This window comes from Vibrio sp. 1751 (assembly GCF_033339895.1).
In the GTDB taxonomy this organism is placed as follows: domain Bacteria; phylum Pseudomonadota; class Gammaproteobacteria; order Enterobacterales; family Vibrionaceae; genus Vibrio; species Vibrio alginolyticus.
Genome location: NZ_JAWOVM010000040.1, coordinates 1 through 24866, shown reverse-complemented (window position 1 = coordinate 24866; position 24866 = coordinate 1). Strand labels below are relative to the sequence as shown.

Annotated in this window: 22 protein-coding genes and 4 pseudogenes; 12 read left to right on the top strand and 14 right to left on the bottom strand. The window is 43.2% G+C overall.

Annotated features, from left to right (window positions below; all coding sequences use genetic code 11):
* Positions 1–75: 75 nt before the first annotated feature.
* Positions 76–804, top strand: coding sequence for an efflux transporter transcriptional repressor VdeR (gene vdeR / locus R7041_RS13755; protein WP_005376423.1), 729 nt, complete (start codon positions 76–78; stop codon positions 802–804).
* Positions 805–875: 71 nt separating this feature from the next.
* Here vdeR and gcvT read toward each other — a convergent pair whose 3' ends face one another.
* Together gcvT and R7041_RS13745 are read right to left on the bottom strand one after the other, a co-directional pair.
* Entirely contained in the window at positions 876–1994 is a 1119-nt protein-coding gene (gene gcvT, locus R7041_RS13750; RefSeq protein ID WP_064369269.1) for a glycine cleavage system aminomethyltransferase GcvT, read from the bottom strand.
* A 260-nt stretch (positions 1995–2254) separates the two neighbouring features.
* Entirely contained in the window at positions 2255–2878 is a 624-nt protein-coding gene (locus R7041_RS13745) for a helix-turn-helix domain-containing protein (RefSeq protein ID WP_005376429.1), read from the bottom strand.
* Positions 2879–3257: 379 nt separating this feature from the next.
* Here R7041_RS13745 and R7041_RS13740 point away from each other — a divergent pair, with 379 nt between their 5' ends.
* From R7041_RS13740 to gcvP, 3 genes are all read left to right on the top strand, one after another.
* Entirely contained in the window at positions 3258–4553 is a 1296-nt protein-coding gene (locus tag R7041_RS13740) for a serine hydroxymethyltransferase (protein ID WP_005376430.1), read from the top strand.
* A gap of 53 nt (positions 4554–4606) precedes the next feature.
* The gene (gene gcvH / locus R7041_RS13735; protein WP_005376432.1) at positions 4607–4987 is read left to right on the top strand and encodes a glycine cleavage system protein GcvH; all 381 of its coding nucleotides are present in this window, start codon (positions 4607–4609) and stop codon (positions 4985–4987) included.
* 126 nt (positions 4988–5113) lie between these two features.
* Entirely contained in the window at positions 5114–7978 is a 2865-nt protein-coding gene (gene gcvP / locus R7041_RS13730) for an aminomethyl-transferring glycine dehydrogenase (RefSeq protein WP_042520777.1), read from the top strand.
* Positions 7979–8219: 241 nt separating this feature from the next.
* Here the strand turns inward: gcvP and R7041_RS13725 are convergent, their stop codons facing one another.
* The 3 genes from R7041_RS13725 to R7041_RS13715 form a co-directional block, all read right to left on the bottom strand.
* Positions 8220–8621, bottom strand: coding sequence for a VOC family protein (locus tag R7041_RS13725; RefSeq protein WP_005388788.1), 402 nt, complete (start codon positions 8619–8621; stop codon positions 8220–8222).
* 250 nt (positions 8622–8871) lie between these two features.
* Positions 8872–9699: an MBL fold metallo-hydrolase gene (locus R7041_RS13720; protein ID WP_231972277.1), complete on the bottom strand. Its 828-nt coding sequence runs from the start codon at positions 9697–9699 to the stop codon at positions 8872–8874.
* A 272-nt stretch (positions 9700–9971) separates the two neighbouring features.
* Complete coding sequence (locus tag R7041_RS13715; RefSeq protein ID WP_005376440.1) at positions 9972–10877, bottom strand: LysR family transcriptional regulator; 906 nt, start codon at positions 10875–10877, stop codon at positions 9972–9974.
* Positions 10878–10970: 93 nt separating this feature from the next.
* Between R7041_RS13715 and R7041_RS13710 the strand changes: the two genes are divergently transcribed.
* The 3 genes and pseudogenes from R7041_RS13710 (at position 10971) to R7041_RS13700 (ending at position 13386) form a co-directional block, all read left to right on the top strand.
* Positions 10971–11882: a DMT family transporter gene (locus R7041_RS13710; RefSeq protein ID WP_064369271.1), complete on the top strand. Its 912-nt coding sequence runs from the start codon at positions 10971–10973 to the stop codon at positions 11880–11882.
* A gap of 197 nt (positions 11883–12079) precedes the next feature.
* On the top strand, positions 12080–12541 hold the full coding sequence (locus tag R7041_RS13705) for a carboxymuconolactone decarboxylase family protein (protein ID WP_005376442.1): 462 nt from the start codon (positions 12080–12082) through the stop codon (positions 12539–12541).
* Positions 12542–12645: 104 nt separating this feature from the next.
* Positions 12646–13386 (top strand): annotated as a pseudogene (locus R7041_RS13700) (helix-turn-helix domain-containing protein).
* A gap of 119 nt (positions 13387–13505) precedes the next feature.
* Here the strand turns inward: R7041_RS13700 and R7041_RS13695 are convergent.
* Together R7041_RS13695 and R7041_RS22740 are read right to left on the bottom strand one after the other, a co-directional pair.
* A pseudogene (locus R7041_RS13695) lies at positions 13506–13658 on the bottom strand (YcxB family protein); the annotation flags it as partial.
* Positions 13659–13935: 277 nt separating this feature from the next.
* A pseudogene (locus R7041_RS22740) lies at positions 13936–14091 on the bottom strand (hypothetical protein); the annotation flags it as partial.
* A gap of 351 nt (positions 14092–14442) precedes the next feature.
* Between R7041_RS22740 and R7041_RS13690 the strand changes: the two are divergent.
* Together R7041_RS13690 and R7041_RS13685 are read left to right on the top strand one after the other, a co-directional pair.
* Positions 14443–14991: a DUF6795 domain-containing protein gene (locus tag R7041_RS13690; RefSeq protein WP_047104127.1), complete on the top strand. Its 549-nt coding sequence runs from the start codon at positions 14443–14445 to the stop codon at positions 14989–14991.
* The gene (locus tag R7041_RS13685; RefSeq protein WP_033906522.1) at positions 14991–16187 is read left to right on the top strand and encodes a lipase family protein; all 1197 of its coding nucleotides are present in this window, start codon (positions 14991–14993) and stop codon (positions 16185–16187) included. Before R7041_RS13690 ends, R7041_RS13685 begins: the two co-directional genes overlap by 1 nt.
* A gap of 310 nt (positions 16188–16497) precedes the next feature.
* Here R7041_RS13685 and R7041_RS13680 read toward each other — a convergent pair whose 3' ends face one another.
* The 5 genes and pseudogenes from R7041_RS13680 to R7041_RS13660 all read right to left on the bottom strand — a co-directional run bounded on the left by R7041_RS13680 (position 16498) and on the right by R7041_RS13660 (position 19211).
* Positions 16498–16668 (bottom strand): hypothetical protein, encoded by a 171-nt coding sequence (locus R7041_RS13680; RefSeq protein WP_162564176.1) that lies wholly within the window; start codon positions 16666–16668, stop codon positions 16498–16500.
* 344 nt (positions 16669–17012) lie between these two features.
* Positions 17013–17507 carry a YcxB family protein gene (locus R7041_RS13675; protein ID WP_064369273.1) on the bottom strand — a complete coding sequence of 165 codons (495 nt, stop codon included), beginning with the start codon at positions 17505–17507 and terminating at the stop codon, positions 17013–17015.
* A gap of 223 nt (positions 17508–17730) precedes the next feature.
* A complete protein-coding gene (locus R7041_RS13670) occupies positions 17731–17991 on the bottom strand; it encodes a DUF5062 family protein (RefSeq protein ID WP_005376453.1) in 261 nt (86 codons plus the stop codon).
* 82 nt (positions 17992–18073) lie between these two features.
* Positions 18074–18310, bottom strand: a pseudogene (locus R7041_RS13665) (Low-specificity L-threonine aldolase); the annotation flags it as partial.
* A 40-nt stretch (positions 18311–18350) separates the two neighbouring features.
* Positions 18351–19211: an immunity 49 family protein gene (locus tag R7041_RS13660; protein ID WP_064369274.1), complete on the bottom strand. Its 861-nt coding sequence runs from the start codon at positions 19209–19211 to the stop codon at positions 18351–18353.
* A 356-nt stretch (positions 19212–19567) separates the two neighbouring features.
* Here R7041_RS13660 and R7041_RS13655 point away from each other — a divergent pair, with 356 nt between their 5' ends.
* The 3 genes from R7041_RS13655 (at position 19568) to R7041_RS13645 (ending at position 23001) form a co-directional block, all read left to right on the top strand.
* Positions 19568–20182 (top strand): PolC-type DNA polymerase III, encoded by a 615-nt coding sequence (locus R7041_RS13655; RefSeq protein WP_005376459.1) that lies wholly within the window; start codon positions 19568–19570, stop codon positions 20180–20182.
* Positions 20183–20355: 173 nt separating this feature from the next.
* On the top strand, positions 20356–22116 hold the full coding sequence (locus R7041_RS13650; protein ID WP_053349140.1) for an ABC transporter ATP-binding protein/permease: 1761 nt from the start codon (positions 20356–20358) through the stop codon (positions 22114–22116).
* A 492-nt stretch (positions 22117–22608) separates the two neighbouring features.
* Positions 22609–23001, top strand: a complete 393-nt coding sequence (locus R7041_RS13645) for a hypothetical protein (protein WP_005376463.1) — start codon at positions 22609–22611, stop codon at positions 22999–23001.
* A 40-nt stretch (positions 23002–23041) separates the two neighbouring features.
* Here R7041_RS13645 and R7041_RS13640 read toward each other — a convergent pair whose 3' ends face one another.
* Together R7041_RS13640 and R7041_RS13635 are read right to left on the bottom strand one after the other, a co-directional pair.
* Complete coding sequence (locus R7041_RS13640; protein WP_064369275.1) at positions 23042–24046, bottom strand: metal-dependent hydrolase; 1005 nt, start codon at positions 24044–24046, stop codon at positions 23042–23044.
* A 328-nt stretch (positions 24047–24374) separates the two neighbouring features.
* Positions 24375–24833, bottom strand: coding sequence for a hypothetical protein (locus tag R7041_RS13635; protein ID WP_064369276.1), 459 nt, complete (start codon positions 24831–24833; stop codon positions 24375–24377).
* Between the last annotated feature and the right edge of the window lie 33 nt (positions 24834–24866).

The following is a 24866-nucleotide window of genomic DNA, read 5'->3' as shown; positions in this document are numbered from 1 at the left end:
AGCAAATTAATTAGTCAAAGCGTTCGGTTTCTGGTAAAAGTAAGCGCGTGATTAATATTCGGGAAAATTCGAACTATGAATGAAAGAAAGCAGGGGCGTAGAAGTGCTGAAGCAGCAGAACAAACTAAGTGTCTGATCCTTAAAGTGGCAGCAGATATGTTTTGTGAACTTGGTTACGAGCGTGTCTCGCTGCGCAATATCAGTGAAAAGGCTGGTGTTTCACATAGTTTGATCCGTCACCACTTCGGCAGCAAAGAGAAAATCTGGCAAGCGGTTAGCGATGCAATGGACGAGTTCATGCAGTGCTATATGGCTGAACTCATCAATGAAATGCCGGAGAACACACCTTCGAATAGAAAAATTTATCTGTTTATGGTTCGCATGCTAGCATTTGCTCTCGTCAATCCTCACCCAGTACAGATGATCGCCGATGCCATTCGACAAGGCGATGACGGTGCTCTGCTGCAGTATTTCTTAAAGTCAAAAGATGAGTTCGCTGCGATATTTACCGGAATTTTCGAGCAGTACAACAGCGAAAACCCTAATGCACAATTTGATCAGTGGGAATCAAAGTGGCAAATGTTGATCTTCGCACATGGTGCTGTCAGTCTCGCGCCAATGATGCAAGAAACATGGCCGGATATTGCAGATAATCGCGAAAAACTGCTGATCAAGCATTGGGAATTGTTTAATACCATTATGGCCTCTCAATTTGGGATCCCAAAAGAAGAGATGATTCATCCGGAAAAGCTTGAAGATATCGTTATTGATATGTGCTGTACTATTGATGAAGCAGTAAACTAAAAGTAAACAAGCGAAAAGAAGACATAAAAAATGCCGAGCTACAAAGCTCGGCATTTTTGTTTCAATTCGTTTTAACCACGGTAGTAGCGTTGTGGTACGAACGGCATTTTTTCAACTGTCATTGGTAGCATTTTACCACGCACTTCAGCGAACACTTCAGTACCAATCGCCGCCAAATCCGCACGAACATAACCCATTGAGACTGGCTTACCTGCATTCGGACCCGCCGTACCGCTGGTTACAACGCCAATTTTAACGCCGTCAGCATCAAACAGTTCAACACCTTCACGCACTGGCGCTTTGGTTTGACCTACTAGACCCACACGCTTACGCGCCACATCTTTAGTCTCAATCTGCTTAAGAATAATGTCTGCGCCAGGGAAACCACCTTCACGTTCACCACCAATACGACGAACTTTTTGGATACCCCATAGCAAGCTCGCTTCAACAGGTGTTGTTGTTGTGTCTAGGTCATGACCGTATAGACAAAGGCCACACTCAAGACGAAGTGAATCACGAGCACCAAGGCCAATCCATTCAACTTCATCTTCCGCAGTCAGTTTACGTGCTAGCTCTTCCGCTTTGTCAGCAGGAACCGAGATTTCGTAACCGTCTTCGCCTGTATAACCACTACGAGAAACAATGCACTCGGTGCCTAAAACATCGACTTTACAAATATCCATGAACAGCATTTCAGAAACTTCTGGTGCAAAACGCGCCAATACAGCTGCCGCTTTAGGGCCTTGGATTGCAAGTAGAGCTCGGTCTTCGATAGTTTCTAGCTCAACACCAGATGGTAAATGCGCTTGTAGGTGTGCGATATCTTGCGCTTTACATGCTGCGTTCACAACCACAAACAGATGATCGCCTAGGTTAGCCACCATCAAGTCGTCCATGATGCCGCCCTCTTCATTAGTGAAAAAAGCGTAACGCTGTTTACCAGACTCAAGATCCACAATATCCACTGGGACTAATGTTTCTAGGAACGCAGCTGCACCGTCACCAATTAGGCGAAGCTGTCCCATGTGAGAAACATCAAACAGACCTGCCGCATCACGAGTATGTAAGTGTTCCTTCTTTACGCCTAGAGGATACTGAACAGGCATATCGTAACCCGCGAACGGGACCATTTTGGCACCAACTTCAACGTGAAGTGCGTGTAGTGGTGTTTTCAGTAGTTCTTGAGTCATTTTCGTCTCCATTTAGATAGACCCGAGAATGCTATCGGCATTCGATGTGTTTCCAATAATAAACATGGCTCATTCTATTTTGCACGAACAAGACGTAGATCGACTTGCAAAAGTGTGACTCTTAACATTTTAATCACAACAAATCGTACAAAAAAAGCGCTTTAATGAGCAAGTTCTCATCAAAAAAGCGCTTTTTCATCATAACGACCACCAACAGCAATCGTTTGCTTTCACTATAGGAAATTTACAAGTATTTATCACTATTTGGCTGTCACCCACAAAATGAGCGCATCTTCTTCGCTAACACTGGTCAACATATGTCCCATATTTGCATCGTAATAAACGCTGTCTCCCTCGCTTAAAACAACAGGTTCGTAAAACTCAGAATAGAACATGACCTCACCAGATAAGATAAGCAGAAATTCTTCGCCATCATGACGAACCCAGTCTTTATATTCATCAAAACTACGAGCTCGAATTTGGCTCTTAAACGGCATCATTTTCTTGTTGGAAAGTTGTGTCGCGAGCAGTTCGTGTTCATAGGTTTGTGTTGGGTGTGGTTTACCTTCATTCTTCTTGGTAACATCCCTGCGCCCTGTCGCTACCTTTTTTCTAGGTGGCTCAAAGAGTTGTGGCATGTCAATTTGTAAGCCAAGTGCCAATTTTTGCATCGCTTGAAACGTCGGGGAGATCTGCTCATTTTCTATTTTGCTCAGTGTAGATCGAGCAAGCCCGGTTCGCTGACTCGCTTCTTCTAATGTGATACCGAGTTTCGAGCGGATATCCTTAATACGCTGGCCCAGTTTTAACGGCTCGATATTTTGGTCATGTTGCTCTTTTGCCAACGTCATCGATGGGTATTCATCGTAAATACTTTCTGCCATAAATCCCTCTATAGATATCCATATTTTTTGTCTTACTCGCATTGTGCATGAAGCACATAGTGGATAGAAGTCCACCAAGTGAATTAAAGCGTGCTCTTGTTAACAAATTTTGAAATCTTGTTTCCTATAGGAAATTTTTGGTTGATTGTTCCCGTCACAGGCGCTATGTTACCAACTTGTTAGATGTAGAGATGCATATTTCCGTAAGAGATTGGTAAAGGAAACACGCAATCCAACGGAGTTTTTGCCCAAATTTAGGGCCGGATGTTCACTCTGTTCTGCTACGCAGTTCAGCTGTTTTTGAGGACAAATGAACCACAACCGCAAATCATAACTCATCTATTGCGGGTTCATTTTCAGATTTGGAAGGTCAACTACCATGAATAAGAGTTACCCTAACCACAGCTTGGAAAACTTTTTCTCTACCAACCTCTCTGCGACAGATGATGCTGTCTTTGCTGGAATTCAAGCGGAATCCGCTCGCCAAAACGAACAAATCGAACTTATCGCTTCAGAGAACATTGTTTCTAAAGCGGTAATGCAAGCTCAAGGCACATGCCTAACAAACAAATACGCTGAAGGCTACCCAGGTCGTCGTTACTATGGTGGTTGTGAGCACGTAGATACAGTGGAAGCCATTGCTATCGAACGCGCAAAAAAACTTTTCAATTGTGAATACGCAAACGTTCAACCACACTCAGGCGCACAAGCAAACGGCGCAGTAAAACTAGCACTGCTTCAACCTGGTGACACCATTCTTGGTATGTCTTTAGACGCAGGTGGTCACCTGACGCACGGTGCACGCCCTGCACTTTCTGGTAAATGGTTTAATGCAGTTCAATACGGTGTTGATCGCGAAACACTGGAAATCAACTACGAAGATGTTCGTGAGCTAGCACTTGAGCACCAACCTAAAATGATCATCGCAGGTGGTAGCGCTATTCCACGTACTATCGACTTTGCAAAATTCCGTGAAATCGCAGACGAAGTAAATGCAATTCTTATGGTCGACATGGCACACATCGCCGGTCTTATCGCAACAGGCGCGCACCCTAGCCCACTGCCACACGCACACGTTGTTACGACTACAACACACAAAACATTGCGTGGCCCTCGCGGCGGTATGATTCTTACTAACCACGAAGACATCATTAAGAAAATCAACTCAGCCGTATTCCCTGGCCTACAAGGTGGCCCACTGATGCACGTTATCGCGGCCAAAGCGGTCGCATTTGGTGAAGCGCTTGGCCCTGAATTTAAAACTTATATTGATTCGGTGATCAATAACGCAAAAGTCCTAGCGGAAGTATTGCAAACTCGCGGTTGCGACATCGTAACTGGTGGCACAGACACGCACCTAATGCTGGTTGACCTTCGTCCGAAAGGGTTGAAAGGCAATAAAGCAGAAGAAGCTCTAGAGCGTGCTGGGATCACATGTAACAAAAATGGCATCCCATTCGATACAGAGAAGCCTATGATTACATCGGGCATCCGTTTAGGAACGCCTGCGGGTACAAGCCGCGGCTTTGGCGCTGAAGAATTCAAACTCATCGGTAATTGGATTGGTGACGTACTGGACGGTTTAGTGAACAACCCTGAAGGTGACGCAGAAGTTGAAAAACGCGTTCGCAAAGAAGTAAAAGAACTTTGCAGTCGCTTTCCTCTATACCAGTAAACGATTTTTTTAAAATCATAATAATTCCTGACAAGTTATTCGGAGATTAAGCAATGGACAAAACACTGAAGTTTGCAGATAGCCACGAGTGGGTACGTGACAACGGTGACGGCACAGTAACAATTGGTATTTCTGAGCATGCACAAGAAATGCTAGGTGACGTGGTATTCGTTGACCTACCAGACGTAGAAGACGAAGTTGAAGCAGGTGAAAGCTTCTCTCTCGTTGAATCTGTAAAAGCAGCGTCAGACATCTACGCACCAATCACTGGTGAAATCGTAGAAATCAATGAAGAACTAGAAGACAGCCCAGAGCTAATTAACGAAGAGCCGTACGAAGGTGGCTGGATCGTAAAAGTGAAGATGTCTGATGTATCTGAACTAGATAACCTGAAAGACGCAGACGAATACCTAAACTCTATCGAAGAAGAGTAATTAGGATGTGACGAAAGCTGTTCCCTAGCCTGTTTAGAGAACAGCTTTTTTTCTAGGTTCGGACGTATAATTTAATTTATCAGTAACGCAAATCCGTTACCCGAACCAAGGAGTAGGTAAAGGACAATGACTGAATTACTTCAAAGCCTCAGCACACAAAACGAGTTCGTTGCTCGCCACAATGGACCAAACAAATCTGACCAACAGAAAATGTTGGAAGCGATCAACGCAGTTAGCCTAGATTCGCTTATCGACGAAACCGTACCAGCACAAATTCGCCTAGAGCAACCAATGAGCTTGGCAGAAGCGAAAAGCGAAGCAGACATGCTGGCAGCAATGCGTAAGTTCGCCGATCAGAACCAAGTTAAACGTACATTCATTGGTCAGGGTTACTACAACACCTTCACGCCGAACGTGATTCTACGCAACGTGATGGAAAACCCGGGCTGGTACACTGCTTACACCCCTTACCAACCAGAAATCTCACAAGGTCGTTTAGAAGCACTTCTAAACTACCAACAAATGGTGATGGATCTTACTGGTATGGAAATCGCGAACGCGTCATTGCTCGATGAAGCAACGGCAGCAGCAGAAGCGATGACACTTTGTAAGCGTGCGGGTAAAAGCAAGAGCAACGTATTCTTCGTTGCTGACGACGTTCACCCACAAACCATCGAAGTGGTAAAAACTCGTGCGAAATTCATCGGCTTTGAAGTCTTGGTTGGTTCTTTAGAATCACTACCAGAGCAAGACGTGTTCGGCGCACTAGTTCAATACCCAAGTACAACAGGTGAAGTTCGTGACCTAACGGACATCATCGCTAAAGCGCAAGCAAACAAAACACTAGTGACTGTAGCAACGGACCTTCTTGCTTCTACCCTACTTAAACCTGCTGGTGAAATGGGCGCAGACGTAGCAATCGGTTCAGCACAACGTTTTGGCGTGCCGATGGGTTACGGCGGTCCACACGCTGCCTTCATGGCAACACGTGACAAGCACAAGCGTACTATGCCAGGTCGTGTTATCGGTGTTTCTATCGATACTAACGGCAACCAAGCACTGCGCATGGCAATGCAAACGCGTGAACAGCACATCCGTCGTGAAAAAGCGACATCAAACATCTGTACTGCTCAAGCACTGCTAGCGAACATGGCGTCTTTCTACGCGGTTTACCACGGCGCAGAAGGTCTACGCACGATTGCTCGTCGTACGCACCACATGACAGCCATCCTAGCCGCTGGCCTAACTAAAGGCGGCTTCGAGCTTGCTCACAACAGCTTCTTCGACACCATCACTATCAACACAGGTGCACAAACTGAAGACCTATACGCGAAAGCACTAGCCGCAGACATCAACCTACGTAAGTTGGGTACTCAGCTAGGTGTGAGCTTCGACGAAACCACAACCGTGGCAGATGTAGAAGCCCTATTCGCAGTATTCGGTGTGAAAGAAGAAGTCGCAGCACTATCAACTGAAATCGCAGGCAACGAGTTTGCAGCCATTCCAGAAGCATTGCGCCGCACAACAGAATATCTAACACACCCTGTGTTTAACACGCACCACAGCGAAACACAGATGATGCGTTACCTAAAACAGCTAGAGAACAAAGACTTCTCACTCACGCACGGCATGATCCCACTGGGCAGCTGTACGATGAAGCTGAACGCAGCAGCAGAGATGATCCCAGTTACTTGGCCTGAGTTTGGTTCGATCCACCCGTTCGCACCAGCAGAACAAGCAGCTGGTTACGCAGCACTCGCAAAAGACCTTAAAGAAAAGCTATGTGAAATCACTGGCTATGACGCATTCTCACTACAACCAAACTCTGGTGCATCGGGTGAGTACGCAGGCCTTATCGCGATTCAACGCTACCACGAAAGCCGTGGCGAAGGTCACCGCAACGTATGTTTGATCCCAAGCTCTGCGCACGGTACTAACCCTGCGACAGCATCTATGGTGTCAATGAAAGTGGTTGTGGTTAAGTGTGATGAAGAAGGCAACATCGACATCGACGACCTAGCAGCGAAAATCGAGAAACACAAAGACAACCTATCAAGCATTATGATCACTTACCCTTCTACGCACGGCGTTTACGAAGAGAAAGTGAAAGAAGTGTGTGAAATGGTTCATGCCGCTGGCGGTCAGGTTTACCTAGACGGCGCTAACATGAACGCGCAGGTTGGTCTAACATCACCAGGCTTCATCGGTTCAGACGTTTCTCACCTAAACCTACACAAAACCTTCTGCATCCCGCACGGTGGTGGCGGTCCGGGTATGGGTCCTATCGGTGTGAAATCTCACCTAGCTCCTTTCTTACCAGGGCATATTGAAGACGGTGTAGAAGGCGCAGATTTCGCAGTATCAGCAGCAGATATGGGTAGCGCTTCTATCCTACCTATCTCTTGGGCTTACATCGCAATGATGGGCGAACCTGGCCTAACAGATGCAACAAAAGTAGCAATTCTGAACGCAAACTACGTGATGGAAACACTTCGCCAACACTACCCTGTTCTTTACCGTGGCAAAAATGGCCGCGTAGCGCACGAATGTATTATCGACATTCGTCCGCTGAAAGAAGAAACAGGTATCAGCGAAGAAGACATCGCGAAGCGTCTAATGGACTACGGTTTCCACGCGCCAACTATGTCGTTCCCTGTAGCGGGCACGCTAATGGTTGAGCCAACGGAATCGGAAGATCTAGAAGAGCTGGACCGCTTCTGTGATGCGATGATCGCTATCCGCGAAGAAATGGAGAAAGTGAAAAACGGTGAATGGCCACTGGATAACAACCCACTTGTTAACGCGCCACACACACAAGTTGATCTTTCAGCTGAAGATTGGGACCGCCCTTACTCTCGCGAGATTGGCTGCTTCCCGTCTAAAGCGACCAAATCTTGGAAGTACTGGCCAACGGTAAACCGCGTAGATAACGTATACGGCGACCGTAACCTAATCTGTTCATGCCCAAGCATCGATAACTACGAAGATTAATTTTTGTAGTCTCTAAATCGACAAAGGCGAACCGTTTGGTTCGCCTTTTTGTTTTTGGTGTGCCGCCCTAACACTTGTTGATACATCGAGAAGGAATGATGGCTAGTTATTGTTTGCACAAAAGTGATTTAGAAATACAGTAACTTCTGAGAACCTTTGAATTAGCACTAATATCTCAGAGCCTTAAAGGCTTGTTGGAAACTCCTCATGAACACTATGCTATGCAGGTGCTATGTAGTTTCTAGTTCAGTTGCAGTAAGTCCCATTTATTACCATAGAGATCTTGGAACACCACCACTGTCCCGTATTCTTCCACACGAGGCTCTTCATTAAATACAACACCATTTTTCTTCATCAACTCGTAGTCACGCCAAAAATCATTAGTTTGCAGAAACAGGAAAACACGACCACCTGTTTGATTTCCTACTGCATGCGTTTGCTCCGGTGTACTCGCTTGAGCTAAAAGTAGGTTTGTACCATTGGAGTTTGGAGGAGAAACTTGAACCCAGCGTTTACCACCACCTAGGTTGGTATCTTCAACCAGAGTGAATTGAAGTTTTTGAGTATAGAATTCGATAGCATCGTCGTAATTTTCAACGACTAGAGCAATGTTTCCGATTTGCTGCTGAACAGTTTTGGCCATGATGATTTCCGCTGTGTCAAAACGCTAATTGTACGCTATTTTGAGACTTTTCTAGAAAGCACATAACGCCTTGCAAATGTGTAAGGCACACAATACGAATGTTTACGCACAGCGCCTTTGTCACTAGAACCTACAAATAATATAGCTACCACAAGTGTCGAATCTTGATTGAGCAACTTATTAAAGCCTTAGCTATAACTCAAGAGCAAATCTCTAACCTAATAAAGAAGGCTGCTCGTATACCACGGTATTATAGTTCTTCTAGTTTTCCCTTAGCTAAATCTTCTTGTTGCTTAAGGAACATGAAGAAGTTTGCCTCACTGATAAACGGGTTACCGTTTGTGCCGAGCTTCTTCCTATTTTCAAAAAGGAAATTTTTATGTGGATGGTTCGAAAGGTTAACGTTCACAATAGGTGCCTGTAGTGAAATTTTTCTAATTTTCTCCATGCTAGTCAAGAACTGGCCAATAACTTCTGGATCATTGCTACTTACGCTATGCCCACCAACGATAAAAGCACGATATTGTTCGCCATTATCTTCAACAGTGAAGTCTAAGGAATAATCACCTTCCGTGTGGCCAGGTGTGAGATAGAACTTAAACTCATGTCCACCAATAGCCATAGAGCTATCGCTTTTTATCTCTATGTCTAAATTTGGAGGAAGGAACTTGTTCTCACCTTCGCTTTTGTTTGATTGCTGTATAGATAGTTCATGAGCGCTTTTGGTCATCACGACTTTGGAACCATACTTCTCTTGAAGTAACTGGGCGCCTCCAACGTGGTCAGAATGCCCATGAGTTACTAATATGTGCGTTATTGGCTTATCTTTTAGCCCTAGCTTCTCTAGGTTGATAGGTATCCACTCAGAGTAAGGGAAATCAAGCGTATCAATGATAACCAGTCCGTCGTCTGTAGCAATGGCATATGATGAGATCCACTTGTCTCCTACATAATAGACATTATCAAACATTTGAAATGGTTCTACATAACCGTTCTTATCATTCATTGCTGGAACATATTGACTTAAGGAAGCAAAAGACGAAGCACTGAAAAGTAAACCTACAATAATTTTTTTCACGAAATCACACACAAATATATCCTTAATAATTTCTTATAGAACCTCGCGGATGAGAAAGCTCTAAACGATTTTCAGACGCAAATACAACTGCAAATACTTTTTACTTAGCTTGAGCTTGAGTTTTAGCTGACCGAATCACTTGTAAACTCGAATCCCATTAACTGCCTATGTATTCATGATTCTTTTAGAGGTTAAATAAATGAACTCAATTGAAGCAGAGTCATGAAGCTTCACTTGAGGTTACCGGCACAGCACAATGTGATAAACCTCTTTCAAGCAAACATTTGAATGCGATTTTTCCAATTTAAGACATGTTCAATAAATGCATCAACTCTTGCAGGCCTTTTATCGCGGTCTCGATACATAATGAATACTTCTTTACCCGAGCATTGCCATTCTGGCAACAAAGGCAGCAGGTTATGTTGATCATGATTTAGCTCATGAAAGTAATAGGTTGGAATCCAAGCAATTCCTAAACCATGGATGACGGCGTCTCTAACTAGTAGTACATCATTTGAAGTGAATTGAAACTTTAGCGGATGATCAAATGTTTCATTGGTGATTTGATTAACTAATTTCCATTGGCTGTCGTTGTTTACCGTAATTAGGCGATGATGAACAAGTTGTTCTGGATGGGTAATCGGTTGGTGTTGTTCTAAATAGCTTCGTGATGCACAAAGCGCAAATGGAATCGACCATAATTTCTGAGCAATCCAGTCTTGTTCAATAAGATCACCAAGACGAAAACTAACATCGACACGGTTAGATACAAGATTGATTTTTTCATTCTGTACATCTAAATCGATACATATCTTCGGATGTTGCTCTGCAAATTCATAAACGCACCGCTTTAACCACATCTGTGTCATGTTAATTGGCGCTGATATTTTGATCGTTCCACTTAAAGACTGACGCTCAGTCGCAATTCTCGATGTCACATTATTTAAGCTAAGAAGTAACGGCTCACAGAGTTGATAATATTTTTCGCCATCAGTTGTTAACGCAAAGTGGTGTGCACTGCGGTTAAATAGTCTGCAATTTAAGTTTGTTTCCAGCCTTTTTAACTTCCGGCTTAGCGTGGCTAACGGGACATTAAGACGCTCAGATGCTTGTGTTAGGCTTTGATAGCGAGCAACAGAAACGAATAACAAAAGGTCATCCAAAGAGTGACGTTCCATATTTGGGATTAACCCTCTTAAATTTGGCTATTAAAAATCAAATATGAAATATATAGCATTATCGCGTCAAGTTAATTTTTATCAGGAAGATCTATGTCTAAGCATTTATCAATTTGGTGCGGTGTTGTTGTCGCTATCTTTTTTTGGTCTAGTAACTTTAACGTAATAAAGGCTATTAATAGCGATGTCTCTCCTTTGGATTCAGCGACGTTACGATTTTCCGTTGCAGCTTTAATACTCTTGCTGATAAGAGGTACTAAATGCTCTCCATATGGAACCAAACTCACACGAAAAAGTATGTTGTCGTTGTTTGTTATAGCAACTGTGGGTGTAACTATCCAAAACTTCTCTATTTTCTCTGCAATGAGCTTTACTACCCCAGTTAACGCAGCGGTTGTTCAGGCAAATCTACCACTTGTCACTATCTTGTTGTCGGGCTTTATTCTCAAAACTTCCATTTCGGTTAAAACTATTTTAGGTGCACTAATCAGTTTTTGTGGAGTGGTAATCGTCATTACAGGGGGAAATATTCATTCTATTAGCAGCAATAGTAATATTGGTGATCTATACATGTTATTTGCTTTAATTAGTGGGTGTTTATACACAATTCTAGCGAAGCGTTTAACATCTCATATCCCAGTAACTCAGCAGTTACGTTGGGTGTTAAGTATTGGTGCCATTCAAATGGTCGCTATAGCGATGTACCACGGCGACTTTAGCCGTAGCTTAAATACCATAACATTTAAAGACCTATCACTAATAGCGTACATGAGCCTGTTTGGCACTTTGATCGCTTATTACTTTTGGATGAAAGGTGCTATCGTTCTTGGTCCAGATAAAATGTCTCCATTATTTAATATTATGCCGGTATTCACTCTACTGATTTCGTTCATTTCTGGTGAGCAGGCTCAATGGGAAAATGTTTTAGGCGTCTTTATCGTTGCGGCTGGTGTGTATATAGGTAACTCAGCACCTTTTGCTCGTTTACGGAAGGTGGTGGAGTAAAAATAGACGCCAACCTTAAGTCGCATTATTTAGAGCAATACTTTGTTAATTGGCATAAGTTTTCTTGGTTTCCAATAGGTACATTTTTTCGCTTTCGTCGTTCACTCTTTTATCTAACTTTATTGAGTGCATGTCGAAAATCTTCAATCTTTTGCTAAGAGCGTTTTTTACTATGTAAAAAACAGAGGAGAATGACCATGAAAAAACGACTCAACTATATTGAAGTAGCGCCAAAAGCAATAGAAATCCTATACGCTCAGGAAGCTTACTTCCATGAACAATTTAGCCAATCAGAAACTATGAACATGATCATATGGGAACTGGTTAAGTTACGCATATCGCAAATCAATCAATGTGCATTTTGTATCGACATGCATAGTAAAGATGCGCTTAAGTTAGGTGAAAAGCCGGAACGCATATGGGGGCTTAGTGCATGGAAAGATATGCCATTCTACAGCGATGCAGAACACGTTGCGCTTGGCTGGGCTGAATTACTAACTGCTGGCCTACCAGTAGATGATGATACCTATCAGCTGACCTTGAATACCTTTGGAGAAGAAGCTATGGTCAACCTAACAATTGCGATCAACGCGATCAATAGTTGGAACCGAATAGTTAAGGCATTTAAGCCAAAGGTTGGAGTCTATAAACCTCGATAATTCTATTTGACGGTTCTTACTTGTAAGCCACTGCTTATACCTCAACTTAATAGGATGAAAAGTACATGTGTATCACTTTCTCATTTAAGTTGAGGTTAAATAGGATGATTCATTTGAACTTAGAATTTGATATTTTAAAACCTCAAAAGGCTTTAGCTGGCTATGTTCAAGCCATTTGGTCAGCATCCGTCAAACCTGATACGACGCAAACCGTACGTAAACAATTACTCAGTGATGCTGGTACAGGTGTGGTATTCATTTTACAGAATGAAGTACAAATGGATGGTGAGTGGCAAACGCCGGGGGTTGTCCTACTGCCTATAAGCATTCTGGCACATCAGGTCTGCCTACCGCCAGGCGCGGTGATGACTGGCGTACGCTTTCATCCTGCTGTTGGTTATCAACTATTTGGTAAACGTCTAGAACAGCTATTGCGGATTCAAGACGACCACCCTTTGACTTCTTCTGCACTAGCAACATTTGAGTCTCTGCAAATAGCTCGTTCGCCATATGCAAGGATTTCTACGTTATATCGCTGGGTTCAAACACTGATTGAGGAATATGAACCGTAGTATGTCGGCCACATTATTGACCAACCTACAGGGACCATCAGTCAGCGCCAGAGAGAGCGCAATTTTCAGAAATGGTTGGGGATTACTCCTAAACATTACCAACGCATTAAACGAGTGAAGCACACTTTAGAGCAACTCCGAGCGCAACCCGATCTTACTTTATCGGAGTTGGCGCTGGAGCAAGGTTTTTCCGATCAAGCACACATGACTAGAGAGTGTAAGCAGATTGCGCGCATGACACCGAAGCAATATGTCCGAAAGAGAAACCTCTAAACCTTATTAGCTTTCTACATCAAACCCCATTGATTCAGAATCGACCATATACTTGTTACAATGTTCGATCATATATCACCTACTTTTTCGATCGCTCATTCCAGCTTGATGTAAGTTGGTTAGCTCGCTTTTGATGCCGCGTACCGCTCTACCATAAACGCGATCACTTCTTCGCTTAAGCAAGATTTGCTGATGTATTGGCGTTGTTTACCAAGGTGAAGGATAAAGCCCAAATCAGTTTGTTCGAGTTGGTCGATTTCATTGATAGCTAGGTAGAGTTGGTAATCATGCTGTTCAACACAGCCACAGTATTCAGTGCCTCGGTCAGTCAAAATTCTCAGTATTAGCATAGGTCGAGCTCCAACGTTGAAGTATTCTCTCTGGGTGCTTTTCTAAGGTTGTTAGGACTTTTCTTACTGGCTCTAGTCAACTAAAGCTTGTGCTTGCTTATCTGTCATCGGACTCTCAACATCCTTTAACACCGCCCAGCGAAGAGCTTTTTGCGTGCCATTGTTTTCGAGCGTCATCAACAGCTCGTGTAAATAAATGCACTACATGGAACCAGTCGAGAGTAACATTCGCTTTCGGAAGCTCATCTTTGACACCACTCCAACCTGCCCAGGCACATCGATGAGCTTTATAGTGAACTCGAGGTATTTTCGCTGTGATATAGCAATGGTGCTGAAAAAGTTGAGATGGCGCCATGTTTTATCGGTTATAAAAAAACAACCATCTGCGCGGTGGCTATTGTTAACTGATCTTCATGATAAGAATTCAGAATGAGACAACGAGTATGCAAGCTTACGAAATGGACGTGGATAAGTACTTTAACGAATAGCTCGGTATTTTTTGCCAGAGGGAGTCTACTTATGTTTAACCCATGAAAGTAATAGACATGTCATTTACATTATTTTTTAAAGTATGCCTAGATATAAGCTTTGACATGACTTATTTTTGAGAATTGGGGCGGTCCTAGGCTAGCACTTGAGAGCATTAGGACATAGTATCGTCTCACGCGTGGATATGGGTTGACCTATGTACAATATTGGTAAACAAATGACTAAAATACTGGTTTCCCTTATGAGTGCCACAATATTATTGCTCTCAACAGGTTGTAACGCAGATATGTTTAATTTCTTCAAATCAAAAAAGTTTCAATACATACTTAGCTCAGAGATCACTGGTCGCTTATACTTAGACGGGAAAGCGTTTACTAGCGAGGTAGTTTATCTACACACGGCTTTTTCTAAAAACCGTTATATCACCGAGACAATTACGTCAGAAAATGGTTATTTTCATTTCGAACCTACATACCACTATCAGACGTTTAAAGAACCTGCCCTTCATGAATCCTCTAGCTACATTGGTATTTACATTTTTGTAGATGGCAAAAAATACTACTTACTAGAGACTCGCTTTTCTGACGTGAAACCCTATGAATTTATTTCAGATAATCTTCTTGATTTAAGTTGTGAGATTAATTCGGACGAATATCGTTACTTTTTTAAAAATAAATTTGTTGAGAATGGCCTCGATCTTGAAATTATTAGTAGGTGTGATTTGAAAGGATTTTCTGAAAAAATATTACTAAATAAGGACACGTAATGGCAAAGTTAACACCAAAAATGGCTTCAGAAATAGCGGATATTCCTTACAAAGCTTATGAAAATAATGGCCGTTTTATCATGCCGGGCAAAAACAGTTTTTCAAATCACTTTTCTTTTTCTGAAGATGATGTATTTGATGGTTTTACAGGCGGTGTAGCGGGTTTATCCAATGTACCGGTATTGCGTAAAGTTATCCCTGGCTTGATGAGAACTTCAGAGGCGTTTGCAGTGGTTGGCACTGGTAAAGGTTCTACATTTGAGAATGAAATTGTCATTTCGATTCGAGGAACACAAAATGCTAATGACTGGATCACAAATGCGAATATAGGGGTGAAAGGATCACCAAACGGTTCGCCCGCTCATGCTGGTTTCAACAATTGTTTTCAAAGTCTTAGCCCCAAGTTGAAGCAGTATATTATGCAGATGAATCCTAAACCAAAACGTATACATTGCGTTGGGCACAGCTTAGGTGGAGCACTCGCATCACTTTGCGCTGATTGGGTGCGTAATGAGATGAAGGTCAGAACCACCTTATACACCTTTGGCGCTCCTAGAGTTGGTCTGGAAGCATACGCACGCTCATCGGAAAAGCTAAACGATGGTGTTTATCGATGTACGCATGGTGCTGATCCTGTACCAAAAATACCGCTTTGGCCATTTATTCATGCTCCAATCTCAACAGGCGAGTACCGCTTGGACTCTGGCACTGGGTTAAGCATATCAGCCCATTTGATGGCAAGAAACAAAAATCCGGGTTACTTAAACACTGCTTCCTCGGATTCTTGGGGAGCGTTGAAGAGGAAATCGAATGACCACTTATTTACCCCTATCCGTCTAAAGTATGAGCAACGAAATCAAGCTTCTTTTTCGGAGTATTGGGCCGATAGAATACAGGGCGCACTTATCACCTATTTGAAAGATGTGGCTCTTTTGTCAACGGTAACGATTCAAGCAGGCGTGATTGCTGGCTTGACCTTTTATGATTGGCTTTCAAGAAAGCTAGAAGCCGTTGCTAAATCATCTAAGCGCAATGAAGAGCAACTAAAAGGCTTATTAGGCCATATGCTTGTTTTTGCCGGTCACTATGGGACCATAGTTGAGGATCTATCCGCCCGATTCATTAGATGGGTTTTCGAAAGAACCATTGGACGACTAGTCAGAGTATCTAAACAAGCGATATCGTTGCTAAGTTAACCTAACCATTGCAATGGCATAGTAACGTGAATGCTTAGTTAGAGGTGAACTCGTCACCTCATAAGTTAACTGGTGACATTGACATAACGCCGCTAAATGGGATTCTTATTAAGCACTTTTTAGATGAAACTTTCTAACCAAATCGGGTCGCGATTTATCAAAACGAATTTGAAAATAATGAATTTTTCACTATTTTCAAATTCGTGATTAGGAGCCAAAATGTAGGTTTACAGTTTCAACTGTTTTTGGATTTCTGTTGGAAAAGTAACTTAAACAATTGACATTAAATAGATTTAATGGGAAATGGCTCTTACAAAACCCGAACTGCGCCCCCTTCCAAGCTGATGATGATGTAGGTTCGATTCTCGCTGTACACTCCATTCTCATAGGCTACTTTACCTAAAGCTTCGAACGCCTCCCATGGGGCTCGAATCGCAATTCCATGGATAGCCCCCTCAAATCGAATAAGTTTCTTCCGCATAGAAGTTACCTTTAGACGCATAAGTCCAACACTGGCCACATGAACTTTATTAGGGAAAACCCAACAAACTAACGAATGTCAAACCTTTGCCGAACATAGTAATCGAGCAAAAATGCTCTAGAAGTTGGCGTCATCACTGTAGGCTCACAATAAACTATCTCATTGTCACTTTTTTGGTTCAGTTTACACACTAACTCCGCAGCACACTTAAGGAGTCCATATACTGGAAAGACGCAACCAGAAACACCGAGTGTAGTGGTTCAGATTTTGAGTCTGAATCAGAGCTACCCCATAAGCATCAAACCCTAAGATCAAAAAAGCAAACCCACGGACTCGCTTTTTTGTTAGCTCGCTTTTGATGCCGCGTGCTGCTCTACCATAAACGCGATCACTTCTTCGTTTAAGCAAGATTTGCTGATGTATTGGCGTTGTTTACCAAGGTGAAGGATAAAGCCCAAATCAGTTTGTTCGAGTTGGTCGATATCATTCCAAGCGAGGCTGCGGTCAACTTTACCGCTTTTGTAGCGCACGCCATCTGCATTCACTTCAAACACCACTTTACTGCCGCGACTTGAGCTGATGGTTTGACGCCACAGCCACCAAGTTCTTTTGAAGTAAACGCTGCACGCTTCAATCACACTCAATACGATAAAGAACCAACCGACATAACCGTTTGGTAGCAGTTCAAACTCCAATAAAACCACACCAAAGATAAGAAACAGCATCCCTTTTAGGTACGCTTGTGGGAACTTCGTTGGCTGGCTAGTTTGATCATAACATTCAGCAAAGAAAGGTTTGTCGAGTGTGTATTCTGTAGTGAATTCGAAATCTTTAGACATGTATGGTTACTTCAAGGCTTCTGTAAATGAGTAATCTTGGTTGCACTCTCGCAACGCCTGCATTGTAGCGCTTCTCGGGATTTATCTTTAGTCATTTTGATTCTGTTTTGTAAATCAATGATACCGCCACGCCAAAAGACCTCGGTGCACTCGCCAATATCAAACAAGGCGAACCATTTGGCTCGCCTAGTTAATTAATGACCTATATGACTTATAAGGCTTTCTACTTTAGAGGGTCGTTGTCAGGCAATGCACTGTGTATCCAGACTGCCAGTCGGTGTTTGATGCTTGCGCCGTCTAGCTTGCTTTCCGGTAGTGGCGTGATCTGTTTAGCATCAACCAAGAATAGGTAAATCGCTTTTACTCTTAGAGGCTGTGGTGACTGAGGAAGGTCAAAACCTTGTAGCTTCGCCATCTTCCCACCAATCTCTAGTGCCTTCTTAACCAGTTTGTCTTCATTGTGAAGCTTGGAGCTTTTTGACATTGATAAATCCTCTTCTTCGCTTCAATTAAGAATACATGAAGTGTCACGTATGGCGTGTTAATAAGCTCGCATATTGATAAGTTTATGCCTTATCACCGAGTGACTGGTTGAAAAATGACCTTAATTCTTCGTCACCAAGGTTGAGCAGGTAGTCACCGACATACCATTCAACGATGGATTGATGTGGATGTGCCGTGACTTGCGGATTACCAAACCAAATGCCCTTCTCTGTAGCAAAAGTATGTTGGAGTTCTTTCAACTTTTCAAAGCTGAAAGGTAGGATCAGGTACAACATGTTTGCTCGAGGTGCTGCCGAACGGCATTGCCGCAGACACTGCATAAGGTGTTCTATTAATGATTTATTTAGAACAAAGATCATGCTCACGATAAACAAGCCATTTCGGTAAATATGCGGCTTCTGGAATCGTCCAACCATACTTATCGTATGCCAATGCAGCAAGACCAGTCAGTTTCAGAGAAACATTTCCTTTTGGCGAATAGCGAACATCTTCATTCATATAGAACTGGTAATGCGCCTCTAACGCATCTCTCAGTGCTTCTTGATAATGTGACTCATCGCCATCGATAATGGCAACAAACACATTCACAAATGGAATAAACAAAGAATGTACATATGGCATCCTGGTTGATTCTAAGTATTGCGGGGAGGATTTCTCCATCACAGTTTGCAATAACTCTGGTAACGCTGATGAATTGCTAAATACACCGTTAACGAACTCGACTAGCGCAACATCGAATGGATCTTTTAAACGCACTAACGACTCATCCATGATGGTCATCAGCTCTACGCAGCGCCAATCTCTCGCGGCCATCGCTAAACAGATTTCATCCAACCATGCATCCATTGTTCCTTCTGCAATAGAACGGTTACCTACTTCCGAAAAATGTCGGTGCCCAACGGAGAATTCAACCACTTGGTCTGAATGATTGGCCAGCAAGTACACGTTATTCAGTAACTCAAGCGCTCTTTTTATATAAGCTGGCGAGGCCTGATGTTGTCCGTATTTTGAAGCAGTGAAGAATGAATCAAGCGAATACCAAGCGTCGCCTTTCATTCTTTTGAGAGGTTGCTGATAAAAAGATTGTTTTTCATCAAGCATTTCTTCCCAGAAGTTGTAAAAATCTTCATCTTCCTCACGAAAAATACGCAATTTTCTTTCTTCAGGTATCTCTAAATAATGATTCTTCATTGCTTCCATCGTTCCCTAGCCTCGCATTATAAGTTGTTCTAATTTTTTGCCGTGATGATATTCATACTCAAAATCAAGCCGTGAATGATGCCGAAGTTAATTTATAAAATCAATTTATAATCAGTATGTTGTATCGAAAGTTAATGCTTAACTGAAATGAATCGAAAAGCCGAAAAACATTTGAAATATAAGGCTACCGCACAAGCCGCGATGGGTAAGCCAGAACGTACCTGTCCATAAACAGTGGACGACGAACACTGACTTTGTGGAGTAAAGATAGACAGATATTCACCATTGTGTTCGCCTTTCTTTTTCTGTCGCTTTCGATAATACTCTTGCGCAATATTACTCAGCTGGAAAATTTTATGCCTCAAGCAAACTCTGTGGTCGTACTCGACTTTGAAACCACAGGTCTCTCTCCTACTTTAGGTGATCGCGCAATAGAAATTGGTGCAGTAAAGTTAGTCAATGGCGAGGTTGTCGATAGTTTTCAGCAACTCATGAACCCCGGTTTCAGAGTGAGTTCTTTCATTGAGAACTACACCGGCATTACCAACAATATGTTGCGATCGGCACCAAGCTGCGAAGAGGTAATGGCGTCATTTAGTGAGTTCATTGCTGGCGAGAACCTTATCGCTCACAACGCGTCCTTCGATAAACGATTTTTAGATGCAGAGCTTGAACGAATCAACTGTGGTTATTCGGGTGAGTTTGCTTGCTCCTTACTGGTAGCAAGACGGCTCATTCAAGAAGCCCCATCACATAAGCTAGGTGAACTTGTTCGCTATAAAAATATCGACAACGACGGTGTTTTCCACCGTGCACTAGCCGATGCGCAAATGACAGCCAAGCTTTGGCTCTTAATGGTCGAAGGGATAGAAAACTCAGGCGTCGAAAAACCAAGTTTTCAGTTGATGCAAACGGTCAGTAAAACAGCTAAAGGAAAAGTCGACCTGCTACTCGCCAAAAGCCGTGCGTAACACCCTCCGAACTAAAAGCGGATTCTAGTCTCTTCGACGTTTAAGTGATTTTCGATATACATGCGATATTGGTTATCCCAGTTAATTTCCTAATCCGAAAGCGGCAGTTCGCTGGTCTCACCAACCAAACTGGCTTACTATGCCAGGTACCTAAAACGCTTTGTGAGTCACTCATGAGCAGAAAAAATAACAAAAATCTCAGCATTCTTCTTAAACTCAACACCTTTATTGCACCTTATAAATGGCGGGTTGCGGCAGCCTTGGTTGCCCTTGTCGCGACAGCAAGTTTGACGTTATCCGTTGGCTATGGAGTGCGCATTCTTATCGACCAAGGCTTTGCTCAGCAATCATTGCAAGAGCTCACCAATGCGATTCAGTTTATTGTCGGTGTCACATTGTGTATTGCCATTGGGACTTTCTTTCGCTTTTACCTTGTCTCTGCCGTAGGTGAGCGCGTTAGTGCGGATATTCGCCTTGCGGTGTTTAACCATGTGATTACGCTGCATCCGAGCTATTTTGAGACTAACAGTAGTGGCGACATAATGTCGCGCCTGACTACCGATACCACATTGCTGCAAAGCATTATCGGTTCATCGTTCTCAATGGCGATGCGTAGCGCTTTGATGTGCTTTGGTGCCATCATTATGTTATTCGCTACCAACGTTAAGCTCACGCTGATTGTGCTTGCTTCTGTGCCTTTGGTTTTGGTACCGATTTTGTTTTATGGACGACGTGTGCGTGCGCTCTCTCGTCAAAGTCAGGACTCAATGGCTGATGTTGGCAGCTACGCTGGAGAAGCGATAGAACATATTAAAACCGTGCAAAGTTTTAGCTCAGAGTCGCATGAACAAGCGGCTTTCGCTGTCGAGGTGGAAAAAGCTTATGAAATAGGCAGACAGAGAGTAAAACAGCGAGCGATCCTGATATCAGGCGTTATTGTGATTGTGTTCAGCGCGATTGCAGGCATGCTTTGGGTAGGCGGCAGCGATGTGATTCACGGAAAAATGTCTGCGGGTGACCTAGCCGCATTTGTGTTTTATGCCATTATGGTTGCCTCATCGACTGCAACCATTTCCGAAGTCATGGGTGAATTGCAAAGAGCCGCAGGTGCTACCGAACGGCTGATTGAGATCCTTCAAGTAGACAGCGATATTAAAGCGCCGAACAACTATTTGCCTGTCCGTTCCGACATGCCTGCTGAGGTTAACTTTAATTCGGTGAGTTTCAACTACCCTTCTCGACCAAATCAACCAGCAATCAAAGAATTAAATCTAACCGCTGAACAAGGAAAAGTGTTGGCGTTGGTCGGCCCTTCTGGTGCAGGTAAAACAACACTATTCGAACTGCTGCAACGCTTTTATGATCCGCGAAAAGGGCAAGTGTTATTTGGTGGTGAAGATATTCGACAGTTCGACCCAAACGAACTTCGAAGTCAAATGGCGCTCGTACCACAACAACCAGCGCTGTTTAGCCATGATGTTTTCCATAATATTCGCTACGGTAATCCTGAAGCGACGGATGAACAAGTTATCGAAGCCGCGAAAAAAGCCCATGCCCATGAGTTTATTGAGAAGCTTCCCGAAGGCTATCACAGCTTTTTAGGCGAGCGCGGCGTTAGGCTATCGGGCGGACAAAAGCAGCGCATTGCGATTGCTCGCGCGATTCTAAAAGATCCAAAAATCTTACTGCTAGACGAAGCTACCAGCGCCCTTGATAGTGAAAGTGAACATCACGTTCAACAAGCACTTGAAGCTCTAATGAAAGGACGCACAACGCTGATTATTGCTCATCGTCTTTCGACTATCCAACATGCGGATAAAATTGCGGTGCTCGACAATGGCGAGTTAGTCGATGTTGGTAACCACCAATCATTAATGCAAAGCTGTGAGTTGTATCAGCGACTTGTGGCATTGCAATTTAAGCACTTGGAGTAACGCCTAGTTAAGCGTTCAAAAGTAAGCAAAGGCGGACCAAATAATTTAATAACAGGAGTTTAACGATGTTTTTGTGTCAGTCCAGCGAGCCTTGGCGAGACTAAGAATCTAGCTCTGAGTGGTTAATGAGATAATTTAGACCATGAAGAGCTAGGATAGAAGATCCCACATCATGTCCCATCGTCGCTGTACAAGGTGACGAAATACAAAAGATGCCACTAGCAGTTAAACGAGCGGTATTAAACCAAGCAGCTCGCCTTTTAACAAAGGAATTCCAGTAAGAATCCAGTAACCAGCGTATTCTCCCTTCAACTAGAAACACTCGTTCACAACTACCATATAAAACCCAATCAACTTCATTTGTAACAATTAAGGTTTCAAAAATAGGAAATCATTACTGAAAAAGTTTACCGCGTTTTGTGTTGCTATCTATGGTTACAATGTTTGAGACATCAATGCCTTTAAACCAAGCAACACAAAAGCGGCACCGATATGAACAGCGAAGCGAAACAACTATTTTCTTATCTATGTCAGCGATACGATGCGCTTTCTCAAGAGCTTGAGTCTCGCCCTTTTCCTGAATTTTCTGAGACTATTACTCATCCTCTTGGGCACTGTTTAGTCCGTTGCCCAGCAGGTAGCCAACGCTTTTCTATTGTAGCAGTCAACTTTGCACCCTCCGTTCGCGGGCAAGGCGTGCTTACTGCATTTATCGACTACATCAAAAGCAATCCATACCACTACCAAGGTGTTGAGGTTGCAATCATTGAAAACAAGAACTTAGCTAAACGGCTTTTGTCTCTTGGCTGGAAGTACAAGTCCCTGTTTGGCAAAATTTTCTTCGCCAGCAAGCCAACCCTAGTAAAGGACTTTCAGTCTGCGTAATGGTTATTACGACACCGCATCGACATCCAAAGTAAAACCATCACTCAAAATCCGTAAGCATGTTGAAAAAAACTTGGCGATCTTCTGCAGTACTTCCTCGATGAGCAGTGTATTCAACGTGCGCCTCTGCGTTGGCTTTTGGGGATAGATTGATGCCCCATAACGCATTAATTTGGTTTGGTACGATGGAATAACGCATATCAACAATTCGCAATTCATTATTCGGATCCGTCGCTACAAAACCGTTTGAAAACCAACGGAAACGTTCGATGTCTCTTGCTTGTTGCGATTGCGGGTTTAGCCACGGAAATTGCTCTTTTATATTTAACTTTGGAGTTGATTCGCCAGGGTAAATTTTTATTGAACGCCCCACCCTTACGGCATCTACATAGTAGCTCTCTTCCGTTTCATAAATTAGTTTCCAAACCAAAAGATTGCTGAAACTTGGTTTGGCTTTTAATTGTATAGCGTTGTGTTGTCGCTCTTTGACGATTTCCCAACCAGCTACTTCTGCTCTATCTCGTTGTATCGTTCCAAGACTTAGGTAAGCCAGGCACCATAAAAATGCAATGCGGGCATAGTTTGGGCTTCGCTTCAGTGCAACAAACAAAAGCAATATTAAAATAGGGAGTGTGAACGCGGGGTCGATTACCGAAATAGTGTTCCAAGCATAACGCGTGTTGCTTATCGGCCATAGAAGCTGTGTTCCATAACTGGTGCATGCGTCTAATAACGCATGGGTACTATAACCAAGCGCGCAGTAAAACCAACTCTGCCGGAAGCTTAGTCCTCGCTTTTTTGCGAACAATGGATACAACACCAAAGCACAAATGAAACTACCAAACGGGATAAACAAGAGCGAGTGAGTAAATTGGCGATGGTATTCCAAATACAGCAAAGGATCAGTTGAAGAACGGATGAGCACATCTAAATCCGGAGCCATCCCAGAGACCACGCCCAACACGCCAACAACTGCAAGGTTTCGCTTGTTGCTCACGGCCAGTGGCAAAGCTGCACCCAATAAACCTTGCGTTAACGGATCCATCGTTCACTTCCTTTAGATAGATGAAGCTCAGCTGGAAAGCGTACACGCTCAATAGTCGGTTCCAATTTAAAAACCAGAAGGTTCTTCGACATAAATTATCCGCATTTAAGTGGAAAACAATACACGACTTAGTCATGCATTTGCTTGTTTAGCAACAAACACCTTGATTTAGTGTAAGAAGGAATCACGCCGTTCGCTAGTGAACGAACAAATCTGAGTCTAGGCTTGTTTGGTATTTCAAACCCGAAGGTTTATCTGACGCGAAAAAACAAGGCGATCCAAATGGCTCGCCTTGTTTCTAATTTACTGAACGATAAACGACAGGTGTTTAGTCTTGAGGATTCTCTTTCGCGTTGATTTCAGCGTAAGTGTGCAGCAGCTCCGTCAATGTTTTTACCCACGCAAAAACATCCGAAGGTGCATTTTCGATTAGTTTTTCCACTAGAGCACAGTGTGTTTCTAGCGTGATGGCCTCTTCCAAACGGAATGAGATCGCGTAGAAATGCCAAAGCACCAATCGCGTCATTCGCTCGCTATTTTGCTTTGCGTTGTCTGAGTCATCAAACGCTTGTTGAATTTCACTCAGTGCGATTGCTGTCATGCGTAGCATTGCATCAAGACGTGCAGACAACATGCGGTCTTCACTACCCACTTCTTCTTGATCAAAAGTGAACAGCTCATTCATCACGTCTTCTGGCACCATTTTACTGATCATACGAGCACTAAACTCTTCCAGCTCATGGCGAGGCATAGTTACAAGACAATCGAAGGTGTAATCACGAAGCATAAAATCACTCTAGGTTAGAAATCAATTTCAGCC

Excerpts from the sequence above, each read along its gene's own strand:
- vdeR (WP_005376423.1), top strand. The coding sequence starts at position 76 with ATGAATGAAAGAAAGCAGGGGCGTAGAAGTGCTGAAGCAGCAGAACAA.
- R7041_RS13650 (WP_053349140.1), top strand. The coding sequence starts at position 20,356 with ATGAGCAGAAAAAATAACAAAAATCTCAGCATTCTTCTTAAACTCAAC.
- R7041_RS13715 (WP_005376440.1), bottom strand. The coding sequence starts at position 10,877 with ATGGAACGTCACTCTTTGGATGACCTTTTGTTATTCGTTTCTGTTGCT.
- R7041_RS13725 (WP_005388788.1), bottom strand. The coding sequence starts at position 8,621 with ATGGCCAAAACTGTTCAGCAGCAAATCGGAAACATTGCTCTAGTCGTT.
- R7041_RS13745 (WP_005376429.1), bottom strand. The coding sequence starts at position 2,878 with ATGGCAGAAAGTATTTACGATGAATACCCATCGATGACGTTGGCAAAA.
- R7041_RS13655 (WP_005376459.1), top strand. The coding sequence starts at position 19,568 with ATGCCTCAAGCAAACTCTGTGGTCGTACTCGACTTTGAAACCACAGGT.
- R7041_RS13660 (WP_064369274.1), bottom strand. The coding sequence starts at position 19,211 with ATGGAAGCAATGAAGAATCATTATTTAGAGATACCTGAAGAAAGAAAA.
- R7041_RS13710 (WP_064369271.1), top strand. The coding sequence starts at position 10,971 with ATGTCTAAGCATTTATCAATTTGGTGCGGTGTTGTTGTCGCTATCTTT.
- R7041_RS13640 (WP_064369275.1), bottom strand. The coding sequence starts at position 24,046 with ATGGATCCGTTAACGCAAGGTTTATTGGGTGCAGCTTTGCCACTGGCC.
- R7041_RS13705 (WP_005376442.1), top strand. The coding sequence starts at position 12,080 with ATGAAAAAACGACTCAACTATATTGAAGTAGCGCCAAAAGCAATAGAA.
- R7041_RS13670 (WP_005376453.1), bottom strand. The coding sequence starts at position 17,991 with ATGTCAAAAAGCTCCAAGCTTCACAATGAAGACAAACTGGTTAAGAAG.
- gcvP (WP_042520777.1), top strand. The coding sequence starts at position 5,114 with ATGACTGAATTACTTCAAAGCCTCAGCACACAAAACGAGTTCGTTGCT.
- gcvT (WP_064369269.1), bottom strand. The coding sequence starts at position 1,994 with ATGACTCAAGAACTACTGAAAACACCACTACACGCACTTCACGTTGAA.
- R7041_RS13635 (WP_064369276.1), bottom strand. The coding sequence starts at position 24,833 with ATGCTTCGTGATTACACCTTCGATTGTCTTGTAACTATGCCTCGCCAT.
- R7041_RS13680 (WP_162564176.1), bottom strand. The coding sequence starts at position 16,668 with ATGCGGAAGAAACTTATTCGATTTGAGGGGGCTATCCATGGAATTGCG.
- gcvH (WP_005376432.1), top strand. The coding sequence starts at position 4,607 with ATGGACAAAACACTGAAGTTTGCAGATAGCCACGAGTGGGTACGTGAC.
- R7041_RS13690 (WP_047104127.1), top strand. The coding sequence starts at position 14,443 with ATGACTAAAATACTGGTTTCCCTTATGAGTGCCACAATATTATTGCTC.
- R7041_RS13645 (WP_005376463.1), top strand. The coding sequence starts at position 22,609 with ATGAACAGCGAAGCGAAACAACTATTTTCTTATCTATGTCAGCGATAC.
- R7041_RS13685 (WP_033906522.1), top strand. The coding sequence starts at position 14,991 with ATGGCAAAGTTAACACCAAAAATGGCTTCAGAAATAGCGGATATTCCT.
- R7041_RS13740 (WP_005376430.1), top strand. The coding sequence starts at position 3,258 with ATGAATAAGAGTTACCCTAACCACAGCTTGGAAAACTTTTTCTCTACC.
- R7041_RS13675 (WP_064369273.1), bottom strand. The coding sequence starts at position 17,507 with ATGTCTAAAGATTTCGAATTCACTACAGAATACACACTCGACAAACCT.